This window comes from Lentibacillus sp. L22 (genome assembly GCF_040812445.1).
Classification (GTDB): domain Bacteria; phylum Bacillota; class Bacilli; order Bacillales; family Amphibacillaceae; genus Lentibacillus_C; species Lentibacillus_C daqui.
Map to the genome: position 1 here is coordinate 25,040 of NZ_JBFNXI010000034.1, position 12,486 is coordinate 37,525.

The following is a 12,486-nucleotide window of genomic DNA, read 5'->3' on the forward strand; positions in this document are numbered from 1 at the left end:
TCTCAATATGTATGCTCAAATTACTTAAGTGAAGATGAACTGAAGCAGTGGAAAACACAATTTAAGAAAGACGAAGATAGCTATCCGGATGTTCGGTCCTGAACGAGTGAAAGATACGCTGATTGAGGAATTCCTGAACTATTTCATGATTCGTAAAGTCATGAGTGGAGAGTCATTTATGAAAGTAGCGATACGGGTCATGAAGAATTGAATAAGTGGCTCTTTGAAAATAATTACATCGATCAGGATGAATATGCTAATTTAAAAGATTACTTCGGCGAATCTAATGATCTTCCCACTGTCGAAAAGCTGGCTGACCTGATTTTCGACTATTCAAGAGGTACAACGAATCAACCGTTTGAAGACATACTGGAAGGCTACTTCACCGTTATCGACACCGAGCCGGGCAAGCTCTGGGTGAAAGATACAGTTAGCGGTGAGACGGATATAGGGCCGATTCAGGTATCCAAACAAATATCAGAAATGTGCAAGAAAGGATGGGATATCAATTTTATCATCGGCTTGTCCCAAGGAAAATGGTATATAGTAGAGAGTGGCAACGTGTATCGTTGACGAAGGAGCACTGAGGACAGGATTGCCATGATAAGGGTTTTGGTTCGCTTTTTAACCCTTCCAGGTAACCTTCATCTGCTGTACGCACACCTGCAGGATTGATAATGACCCCTTTCTATCTATGCTGCTGATTTCATTCGGCATGCTTATTGCCTCTATCATATCCGACAAGAATAAAAAGTGAACCCCCATGTGCATTGGTGGGCCTTGAGGGATTACTTTTACCTTTTCCTAACCCCTCCTGCTGGGGTTTGATCTTATTGTAGCTACACCATGTTTGAAGCATGGTGCAGTTTTATTATAGTATATGGTTTTCTAACAAGATAGTACCAAAAATTTGAATTTTGTACACTTGATGCTTATTCAGGATTTTTAATCACGGATTCCTGTGTGTAGGAATGAGTATCTTTATAGTCTTGTGATAATCAAAATGTTTTTCTTTACTCCTTGAATTTTCAACCAAATCAAAATTTACTTCTCTCACCATACAAACAAATGCGCAATCGTTACTAATATAGCACCAACGATATAATGAATGACAATTAGGGGCCAAAACCATTTAACCCATTTGATCCAAGGAATTTTAGCAATGGCCAATGAAGCCATCAAAACGCCGGCGGTTGGGGTAATAGCATTGGATATGCCGTCACCCAATTGGAAAGCGAAGACAGCTGTTTGCCGACTAACTCCCGTCAAATCAGCTAGCGGGGTCATAATAGGCATGGTTAAGGCTGCTTGTCCACTTCCGGATGGAACAATAAAATTTAATAAACTTTGCGTAATATACATTCCCATTGCCGAAAAAGACGTTGGTAATTGGCCAACCAAGCTGGAAACAAAAAACAGAATCGAGTCGATGGTATTACTGTCCTGTAATACCACAAGAATCCCATAAGCCAGCCCAACTACTAACCCCCCAACAATCAGCTCCTTACTACCATTAACAAATGCCTCAGCAATTTGGTTCACCTTTAACTTCCCTATAAAACCAACGATAACTCCCATAAGTAAAAACAAACCGGCAATCTCCATGATATACCAATCAAAAAATGTCACACCAATCGCAAGACCTATAATGGTTAAAATAAGCATTCCAATAATAAGAGACTGTCTTAAATTTAGTGTTTGAGCTTGGTCTTGGACGGAATGCTCAATATTTCGTTGCTGATCCACCTGGTACATCATACTTATCTCCGGACGTTTCCTTACTTTATTCGCATAAATCATAACGTAGGCAATACTAACGGATACAAAAATAAACCAAACAACAAACCGAAAGCCCATTCCAGAAAAAAGTGGCAGTTCAGCTATTCCCTGTGCCACACCTACTGTAAAAGGATTCATAAATGCTGCAGTAAAACCGGCACATGATCCAACAATTACCATCCCAGCACCGACAAGGGAATCAAAGCCAATTTTAATAGCTAAAGGCACCAAAATTAAAATAAATGGGATGGTTTCCTCCGACATCCCGAATGATCCACCTCCTAAAGCGAATAAAACCATCACCACCGGAATCAAATAAATCTCTTTCCCAGCCATTTTAGCGGAAACACTTGCAAGCCCTGCTTCAATTGCTTTGGTAGCATTGAGAATGCCAAAGGAACCACCTACTATGAAAATGAAAAAGATAATCTCGGCACTTTCAACCATTCCTTTATGCACCGCTTGAAAGATGCCAAAAAAAACAACTGGATTTGTTTTAACCGTATGGTAAGTGCCGTCAACTACAACCGTTTCTCCAGCATCATTTAATTCACGTTCGTACTCTCCAGAAGGAATGAAGTAGGTTAACACCACTGTAATGATAATTAAAGCAAATAAAATCACGAAAACATGGGGAAATTCAAATTTCTTTTTCGGTTTATTTGTTTTTTTCTCCTTTAAAACCGATACCTCACTCACCTTACCCTCTCCTTATAAACAAAAATTTCTTACAATATTTTCAAAATAAAACAGGCAGTGATCACTGCAAAAACCTCCTTTTCAAGCAGATATATCACTGTCTGTTCAGGTAAAAAAGTTTGGATTTATTTACTGTTCTCAAATTCCGTTTTGATAGCCTTCAACAATTCTTGATCAGTTATCACGTCATATCCAGTTTTTGCCAAAGATAATACTCCTTCAGAAATAGCTGCCTCCCCATCTTTTGTAACTGTCTTGTCCGCAAACGCTTTGGTATGAAATACAAGACCGGGTTCATTCAACCCTACATATGGATGAATCGATGGAACAACTTGGCTTACATTTCCCATATCCGCAGATCCTGATGGTTTTACTGCAGCATAAACCGGTTGTTGGCTGTATGTTTTTTGGTTTTTGGTAAATGTGTCAGATAACGCCTTGTTTGTGATCATATTGTCATAGCTTAATTCGTAATTAGAAATTTCTACGGATGCACCTGTCATTGCTGCAGCTCCATGCGCGATATTTTTTACCTTTTTGACAACATCGTCCAATACTTTACGCTCATTCGCCCGGACATAGAACTGTGCAACAGCTTTGTCGGAGACAATGTTTGCCGCTTGACCACCCTCGGAAATAATGCCGTGAATTCGAATATCCGATGGTACATGTTCTCGAAGCGCATTAATCCCGTTAAACAGTTGAATAATGCCATCCAAAGCATTAATACCTTCCTCAGGCGATGCCGCTGCATGGGATGCCTTCCCGGTAAAGGAAAATTGAATAGCATCCATGGCAAGCGATGGGCCACTCTCAGAAGAAACGTCGGCAGGGTGCACCATCATGGCTACATCAACACCATTGAATGTTCCCTGTTCACTCATCGGTACTTTCGCGCCACTCGTTTCCTCCGCTGGTGTTCCAAAAACGACCACCTTTCCACCTATTTCTTCTACTTGTTTACGAAGAATAATACCAGCCCCAACTGCCATTGTTGCAATTAAATTATGTCCACATCCATGACCGATCCCCGGCAATGCATCATATTCTGCCAGGTAAGCAACCGTTGGACCGGGCTTCCCGCCAGTAAACTCCGCCTTAAAAGCTGTCGGCCTGTCTACTATCCCTGTTTCTACTTCAAATTCATACGAACGAAGATAATCAACCAATAATTTCATTGATTCATATTCTTCGTCCCCAAGCTCTGGATTGTCATAAAGTTGGTGACTTATGTTTACAAGCTCTTTTTTTATACTTTCGAAATTCTCCATAAGTGTCACAATGATGCCTCCAATTCTGAATAATGTATTTTGGAATTATACCATGATTTGACAAAATTTACGATGGAATTTTCGGTTTTTTTGGTTATTATATCATTTTTTTTGGCAAATATATCGGACCGGGTCGATTAGAATGTGCCGCTGAATTGCTTGATATGTTTGTAGGATGAACTTTAGATGGCTTAGATTCAGAAGCTAAAGTAGTGTTTAGGTGGCTAAAAAAGCCTACATTTCTTCTCTAATAGTGCTAAAACAAGATAGCTGACTTATTACCATGCCATGTTTTTTCATTTCTATTTTGTGCCCTCAATATTGGTTTTTGGATCGTCTTTTATGCATTTTGATAATAAATCCCCTCCCCTGTATACAAGGGAGGGAATCATTTTACTGCCACTTTTTAATCAAAGAATCTGCATCCTTATTTAATTCATTATAAGTCTTTTCGGAAATGGAATCGTTCTCTAGCAGTTGATGAATTAATTGTTTAAAGCTAGTCATATGTTTAACAACCTTCTCACCTTGTTCCTTATTCTCATAATGGCTAACAGCAGTCAAATGAGTTGTTAACAAACGAACATCATTCTCATCATCAAATTCTCCCTCATTAGCCAGACGCTCTATCAATGTTTTTATTTCAGATGCACTAATTTCTTTGGCATCCTTTTCTACGCCGTAACTTAATAAATTTGCGAAAATTCGGTATCCGCCCGGTATTTGATTAGCGATTTGACGGTAGAAAACTAAACTTGTATATAGATAGGTTCCATCCCCATAATCTGCCATTAAAATACCACCATCAAACGGATCTTCTCCCGGATCTGCCATACTCACAAACGTTTCATATCGATCATCCCAGTTCATAGGGAAATACAATCCTCTTTCTTGTACCCAGCCATCCCAGTCATTCTCTGTGATTTTATTTGGATAGTTAAATAATTTATGATCCGGCTGTGTCATGGTAACATCTGAATCCTCATCAGTAACCCGCCATTCAATCGATGGATTACCTATTTCCAATGGATATGGTGGAGTTTCATTTGTATCCCAATTATCCCCCGGTTTATGATACTGAGCGACCACATGTCCACCATTTTTAGCATACTCAAGTAAGCGTTTATTATTTTCTATTAAGTCTGGACGTGATAAATTCGCTCTAATTCCAGTTACAATTGTATCGTACTGACTTAAATCACCTGATTGTAAATCTGTTTCACTTAATTTCGTTACATCAAAACCCACATCAAGTAAATAATCAGCTACCTCATCAAAACCACTGTCAATATAACCGATTTTTAGTGAATCTGGTTTCAATAATTCAAAAGCTGAAACATTTACTGTAGCCGGGTACTGGAAATAAGCGTCGTTAATGTGATCATAGCTTATTTCCTGAACAGATGTATCATATTTTTCATTATCAGACTTAGCAATTGCACCTATTGAAAAGTCACCTTCCTCTATATTCTTAGGAGGGGTAATTTTAAATTCTGCTATTTGCTCATCTAATCGATTTTTGAGATTCATGTCTACTTTTTCTGGAGTACTTGTCCACCCTTCAGGTAAATCCAACTTAACAGAGCCACTTTTTTCCCCTTTAGCGTAATTCTTTACCTTTATATTAACATTGTACTCATTCTTTACATCTGCAGTATTTAACACTATATCTCCCGGATCTGTAGCAATCGCAATCTTCGGCAATACAGCAAATGTCTCATCTAATTCCTGAATATTTGTTGTTTTAGCACCTTTTTCTTTAAATGTTATACTCGATTTGACAGATGATTCACCATAAGGCTGATAGTATGTCGCATCTTCAGGTACATCAACAGTAAATGTTACGTCCTTAGATTCATTTGGCTCCAATTTTTTAATATTAGATTTGCTATTATCAACTGTCCAACCTTTTGGTGTAAGCAGCGTAGTATCAATATGATGTATTGCCTTTTTACCGTTATTAGTAATTGTCATCTCAACTTTAGTGCTTTCACCCCGGGTTACTTCTTCTGAATCAAGCGTCGTATTTACATCCAGTCCGGACGCTACCAAACTAACCTCTTGTAGCTGCTCTTCCTTTAATTTTAGTTTATGAAGTAAATCATTCATTGCGGAAGGATCGGTATCTCTTTTTTCAACTTTGTCAATTAGTTTTCGTACATTTTTTAATGCATCTTGAGAGTTTGGTAATATCGCTTCACGATCGGGATATAAATCAATAATTTCATCTAATTCTTGTTGTAAATTCTCTAAACCTGAACGAATACTATTGTCAGAGATAACTGTTGCCCAATCATTAAAATCATATGGAATATTGTCAAAAATACCATCATCCTCTTTATTTTGAGGATAAATTGATTTAACTAATTCCAAATGAAACTGTTTTGGTTCAACAGGTACGTCTATGCCCATACCCTGACTCTTATGCATATATCTAGATTTTTGTCCAAGTTGGGGATACGACATTTCATAAATGGGATCATAGTCGCCAATTTCCACGGATGTTGTTGATGTATCTTCAGATTCAGCTGGCAAATAGAATTTCTTCACTTGCCAAGGCGATAACCCCTCGTCTTCAATTTGCTCGGGAAAAACATTTGGATCAGCTGCATCTTCAAATGCACGCTGACTCAATATTGCCATTGTTCTATGGTGCCCGTGCTGACTTGGTACATTTCTAAAAGCAGGCATTACTACATCCGGCTGATAACTTCTTATAAAACGGATGAGACGTTCATATGTTAATTCCTCGCCCCATTTTTCCAATGTCTCTTCAGGTGATTTCGAAAACCCAAAGTCATAAATAGGATCTGAAGTAGTTTCACTCAAATGATATGCTTTAACGCCGGTAATCTTGGCGGCTTCAATCATTTCATTGGATCGAATAATCCCAAGTGCGGTACCAAGTTCATTCCCTATTTCGTTTTGACCACCTTCTCCTCTATTTGCGATAAGGCTGGCGGTTTTAACACCTAATCCTCTTGATAAATAGGCAAGCAAATCGCTACGCTCATCGTCGGGGTGTGCACCGGTGTTTAAAAAAGTTGCTGTAGTATGAAGTGGATTTACTACATTCCACAATTCGACATCCGGATCATCCTTTTCCTTTGCTAATCCCTGAAATGGCAGTAAGGCAATTATCAACAGTAGTGATAAAAGAAAGGAAAAATATTTCTTCACTGTGTAACCCCTTTCATTTTTTAGGTTTATGCTGCCTTTAAAAGCGGATACCTCCTTATCTTCAGTTTTGGTTAGTAATCGTTACTTACTAACTATGTCTGGCAACATATAGTATTATCAACTTATCATTATGTTAGAATAATGTAAATAGAACAAAAATACTATTTAATCAATCTCTCTCATAAACAGCTTATCTATTGCGTAAACATAGAAGTAAGCCTTTACATTTTATTGGTCGCTCATGTATAATAATTTTAAACAATCAAATTAGTAAGTTAAGTTTACTAACTTCCATATAGTTAATCAAAGAACATTAGCATAGAATTTTATTTAAGGGGTCTATTTCATGCAAAAGGGAAATGCAGCTTACATAAAAGCAATCAATAAAAAACTTGTTCTACAGTGTATTAAAGAAGGAGACGCTATAACCCGTGCTGACATATCCAAAAGGCTTTCACTTAGTAAACCAACTGTATCAACAATCGTCAACCAATTGCTGGAAAGCAATTTGATATACGAATCTGGTAATGGTCAAGCTACGAGTATGGGCGGAAGAAAGCCTGTTAACCTAATGTTCAACCCTAAACAATCATACATTATCGGTATTGATATCGGCGGTACAAATGTTACTTTAGGGATTACTGATCTGAATGGCGATGTTTGCGCCTATCGTGATTTTCCTACTCAACAACATCTAGGCGAACATCTATTTAAAGAAATAAAAAGAAACGTTGAATCAATGATAGATCAACTGCGAATCGAAGACAAAAAAATACTTGGGATCGGCGTTGGGACCCCTGGTATAACAAATGTGGCTGAGGGAATTGTTCTGGAAGCTCCAGCTTTGAAATGGAAAAGTTTTCCCATAAAAGACAAGATGAAAGAAATTTTTAACTTGCCAATTGAGGTAGATAACGATGTAAACATAAATGTATTAGGAGAGCATTGGAAAGGGATTGGCAAGGACAAATCCAATCTAATATATATTGCGATCGGAACGGGCATAGGAAGCGGTGTTATGATAAAGGGAAATTTATACCGTGGGAGCAATTACAGTGCTGGTGAAATTGGATATTTAGTAACTGATCGTGTTCGCGCAAAGGAGTTTCATCCCGTTTATGAGGGGTACGGATTTTTGGAAAGCATTGCAAGTGGTTCGTCAATAAGTAAGCAGTTATTAGAAAAAACCGGCAAGAATGTTACAGCTAAAGAGGCTTTTGCCCTTTACAACCAAGGTCATGAAGATGCGATAGAAATAATTAATCTAGCATTAGAAAATCTAGCTATTGGACTAGCTAACTATGTATCATTATTTGATCCAGAATTAATTATATTAGGGGGTGGTGTCAGTGGTTCATTTTCAATTATCCAAAAGCAGATTACAGACATCATGAAACGATATACACCAGGAGCATGTGAAATACAACAGACAACCTTTGGAAAAGAAGCAGGGGTTATTGGTGCAGTAGCATTATTTTTAAAAGAGCACGAAACATTACTAATTTAACGAGGGGGAAAAACTAGTGAAAAAAAGCACTTGGTTAATCTTATTATTGTTTGTAATCATTCTATCCGGATGCATGGCGGGCGGATCCGATGACAAAGAAACTTCTTCAACAGGTGGCGAGAATACTGATTTAGAAGAAAAAGTAGTTGTTTATTCGCCACATGGAACTGATATTTTGGGTGATTTCCAGGAACAATTTGAAAATGAGTATGGCATAAAAATGGAATTTCTAGACATGGGATCACAAGAGATATTAGATCGGGTCCGCTCCGAGGAAAACAATACACAAGCGGATATCTGGTGGGGGGCTCCACAAGTTAACTTTAACCAGGCAGCAGACGAAGGCCTCTTGCAAGAGTATCAACCATCCTATGCAGATTCTTTAGACGACTTGTACCACGACCCCAATTGGCTGTGGTCCGGAACATCGATCACACCACAAGTGATTCTATACAACACAAAAGAACTCTCAGAAGAAGAAGCCCCAAGTGATTGGGATGACCTTCTAGACCCAAAGTGGAAAGATGACATTATTATTAGGTACCCATTAGCTTCCGGTGGGATGCGTACCATTTTTTCTGGAATAATTTATGATACGTACAAAGATACCGAAGACCCAAAGGAAGGTTACGAATGGTTGAAAAAACTTGATAGCAATACAAAAGAATACTCTGCAAACCCTGAAATCATGTACAACCAAATCGCAAAAGGGGTTGGTACCGTATCAGTTTGGAATATGCCAGATACTGTACAATTAGCAGAAGAAAAAGGATACCCATTTGGTTATAAAATTCCAGAAAGTGGTACTCCAGTACTTACTGAAGGAATCGCAATTATAAAGGGTGCACCACATCCAAAGGCAGCGGAGGCATTTTATGAGTTCGTTAATACTCCGGAGGCTGCCAAGTTACTAGCAGAAGAATATTATCGTATCCCAACCCGTGACGATATTAAGGATCTCCCTGCCTGGATTGAGGAAACAGATATAAAACCAATGGATATGGATTGGGACTTAGTTGAAGAAAAATCAGATGAATGGATGGACTACTGGGATAATCACATCAAGAGTTCAGACAAAGATAAAAGTGACAAAGAATAGAATAATAAATCAATGTTCAGATGATTAATTTTAAAAGATGCTATATCACCCTGCTTAAGGGTGATAAGCTCTTTTTCCAGGAAAGCGAGGTTGTTGCTTCATGTCAACTGTTAATTTATCCAAAATCACAAAAAGATTTGGAGATGTGACAGCAGTTAAAGATTTAGATTTACTTATCAAAGAAGGCGAATTTTTTACCTTTTTGGGTCCAAGCGGATGCGGAAAAACCACAACATTAAGAATGATTGCTGGATTCTACTACCCTACCGAGGGAAAAGTGAAATTTAATGATAGAGATATGACCAGGGTTGCACCAGAAAAGAGGAATACAGGGATGGTTTTCCAAAACTATGCCTTATTTCCTCATATGACTGTATTTGAAAATATCGCATTCGGATTAAAGGTTCGAAAGGTTAATAAAACTGAAATAAAAGAAAAAGTTGGGGATGTACTAAAAAAAGTACGTTTAGATCAGTATATTGATCGTCAGGTTAGTCAATTAAGTGGTGGGCAGCAACAACGTGTAGCATTGGCACGTGCACTCGTAATTGAGCCAGATATTCTACTATTAGATGAACCACTAAGTAATTTAGATGCTAAATTGCGGGAAGAGATGCGAGCCGAGATTTTAAGATTACAGCGAGAATATGGTATCACAACAATCTATGTAACACATGATCAAGTAGAAGCGTTAACGATGAGTGATCGAATAGCTGTATTTAATATAGGAAAGTGTCATCAAGTCGGTACACCAACGGAAATTTACAACCAACCCGTAAATGATTTTGTTGCTGAATTTATAGGTGAAACGAATCTTTTTCCAGTAAATTTCAAGGAACACAAAGACGCGGAATCTGTATTCTACGCACCGGATATAAACCAATCCATTTTCGTTCACAATAATGAATTAAATACAGCCAGGTATACAGATGAAGATAAGCTCTTTATGTCCGTTCGCCCGGAAGCGATAAAAATTGATCCAAACCCAGTAGATGGCAATAATGTATGTACTGGTAACGTATCACTTGTTCAATTTACTGGAGAGGCTGTTCATACTTTTGTGCAAATAAATGATCAAGTTACCATCAAGACTACTAATTTAAATAAAGGTCCTAGTACATATCTCGATAAAGGAAGGGAAGTACATGTTCAATTTCCCGAAGACCAAATAAGAGTAATCCCAGGTGTAAAGGGGTGAGCTGAAGATGTTAACTGCAAACAAGCGAAAAACAATAATCTTATTGATTCCTATTGTATTGGTGCTAATTGGTTATGTACTATATCCTTCCATCGCAACACTGATTGAAAGCTTCAAGAAAAACGGTATTTTTTCATTAGCAAACTATCAGGATTTTTTTGGAGCCAAAGCTGCTGCGAACTTCGAGGCATTATGGAACTCTGTATATATCTCCTTATTATCTGTGTTCTTTAGTGCTTTAATCGGCGTGCCATTAGCATATATTTTTAACCGTTACGATTTCCCGGGGCGCCAATTTTTCTCTAACATTGCGATTATGCCCATTGTCCTCCCTTCACTAGTTGGAGTCATGGCCTTTATGTTCTTATACGGAGAAGCTGGTTTAGTGCCAAATGCTATTAAAGATTTATTTCATCTGTCAAAGGTGCCGTTTAGTATCGGTGGGATTTCGGGAATATTGCTAGTCCATGCATATACAATGTATCCCTATTTTTATATGACAACATCATCTGCTTTAAATAATATTGATCCATCATTAGAGGAAGCTGCGTATAACCTAGGATCCAATAAATTTAAAGTGTTTTGGAAAGTAACATTCCCACTGCTAACACCGGGATTAATTGCAGCGTCTTTATTGGTATTTATGGTATCCATGGCTTCCTTTAGTGCACCATTTCTATTAGCTGGGGGATTTAGAGTACTAAGCTTGCAAATATACTTTTCCAAAATCAATGGTGATTTGGAAATGGCCGCAACACAATCCATTATTTTGTCAGTTGTTTCCATTTCCTTCTTGTTGTTTATGCGATGGTATCAAAACAGAAAAGACTATCGGATGGCTAGTAAAGGTATAGGCGCCCATCGTAGTGAAGTGAACAATCCAATCTTAAAATGGACCATGGTAACGATTGGAATTATAGCAATGATCATTTTATTGCTCCCACATTTTATACTTCTTATGTTATCACTTGTACCAGAGGGGGCTTGGACTTGGCAAACATATCCGCAGGCTTTCAGTTTGGAAAACTATAAATTGTTATTTGACAACACGAATATCTGGGAGCCAGTAAGGAATAGTTTGATTATGACATGTCTTGCCTGTGCGGGTGTGTTTGTTTTTGGTATTATCACATCCTATGCACTTGTCAAGCGTAACTTTATCGGAAAAAATTTATTGGATATCCTGGTAATGATTCCATGGGCGCTTCCAGCTACGGTTGTTGGTATGAATCTTATATTAGCATTTAATAAACCTACACCATTCTCGTTTGGTCACATTCTTGTTGGTACATTTTGGATTCTGCCGTTAGCCTACTTTGTACGCTTTATTCCATTAGTTGTACGATCTACAAACGCTGTATTGGAACAAATGGATGATTCTTTAGAAGAAGCGGCACAGAATTTGGGGGCAAAGTGGTCTTATACATTCAGACGGGTTGTAATCCCAATCATTATGCCTGGTGTTCTAAGTGGGACATTGCTCGCTTTTGTGCAGGCAATTGGAGAATTTCCAACCTCTGTCTTGTTATACACATTGAGCAATCGACCAATATCTATTGAAATTATGAACCAGCTTCGTATGTTCAACATGGGACAAGCCGCTGCGTATGGAATGATTCAAGTCGGTTTAATAGCAATTGTCATGTATATCTCTTATAGATTCTTCGGGGTCAAATCAGAAAATACATTGTAGAGGATGTTCAAAAAGTCCGGTAAAAATGACATGCCCCTGCAAAAGGGGTATGCCGACGCC

General features: G+C 38.1%; 8 protein-coding genes. 5 read left to right on the forward strand and 3 right to left on the reverse strand.

The window, feature by feature from the left end; all coding sequences use genetic code 11:
* The first annotated feature begins 207 nt into the window (after positions 1–207).
* Positions 208–573 (forward strand): hypothetical protein, encoded by a 366-nt coding sequence (locus ABRT01_RS13515; RefSeq protein ID WP_269410238.1) that lies wholly within the window; start codon positions 208–210, stop codon positions 571–573.
* A 480-nt stretch (positions 574–1,053) separates the two neighbouring features.
* On the opposite strand, the gene ABRT01_RS13520 is transcribed toward ABRT01_RS13515, so the two are convergent.
* The 3 genes from ABRT01_RS13520 to ABRT01_RS13530 form a co-directional block, all read right to left on the reverse strand.
* Positions 1,054–2,478 carry a YfcC family protein gene (locus ABRT01_RS13520; RefSeq protein WP_269410239.1) on the reverse strand — a complete coding sequence of 475 codons (1,425 nt, stop codon included), beginning with the start codon at positions 2,476–2,478 and terminating at the stop codon, positions 1,054–1,056.
* A gap of 125 nt (positions 2,479–2,603) precedes the next feature.
* Positions 2,604–3,749: a M20 family metallopeptidase gene (locus ABRT01_RS13525; RefSeq protein WP_367747855.1), complete on the reverse strand. Its 1,146-nt coding sequence runs from the start codon at positions 3,747–3,749 to the stop codon at positions 2,604–2,606.
* Positions 3,750–4,142: 393 nt separating this feature from the next.
* On the reverse strand, positions 4,143–6,929 hold the full coding sequence (locus ABRT01_RS13530; protein ID WP_269410240.1) for an FIMAH domain-containing protein: 2,787 nt from the start codon (positions 6,927–6,929) through the stop codon (positions 4,143–4,145).
* A gap of 346 nt (positions 6,930–7,275) precedes the next feature.
* On the opposite strand from ABRT01_RS13530, the gene ABRT01_RS13535 reads away from it, so the two are divergent.
* The 4 genes from ABRT01_RS13535 (at position 7,276) to ABRT01_RS13550 (ending at position 12,426) form a co-directional block, all read left to right on the forward strand.
* Positions 7,276–8,436 (forward strand): ROK family transcriptional regulator, encoded by a 1,161-nt coding sequence (locus ABRT01_RS13535; protein ID WP_269410241.1) that lies wholly within the window; start codon positions 7,276–7,278, stop codon positions 8,434–8,436.
* A 16-nt stretch (positions 8,437–8,452) separates the two neighbouring features.
* Positions 8,453–9,535 carry an extracellular solute-binding protein gene (locus ABRT01_RS13540; RefSeq protein WP_269410242.1) on the forward strand — a complete coding sequence of 361 codons (1,083 nt, stop codon included), beginning with the start codon at positions 8,453–8,455 and terminating at the stop codon, positions 9,533–9,535.
* A 100-nt stretch (positions 9,536–9,635) separates the two neighbouring features.
* Positions 9,636–10,733 (forward strand): ABC transporter ATP-binding protein, encoded by a 1,098-nt coding sequence (locus ABRT01_RS13545; protein WP_269410243.1) that lies wholly within the window; start codon positions 9,636–9,638, stop codon positions 10,731–10,733.
* Between the two features lie 7 nt (positions 10,734–10,740).
* Positions 10,741–12,426 carry an ABC transporter permease gene (locus ABRT01_RS13550; protein ID WP_269410244.1) on the forward strand — a complete coding sequence of 562 codons (1,686 nt, stop codon included), beginning with the start codon at positions 10,741–10,743 and terminating at the stop codon, positions 12,424–12,426.
* Positions 12,427–12,486: the final 60 nt, after the last annotated feature.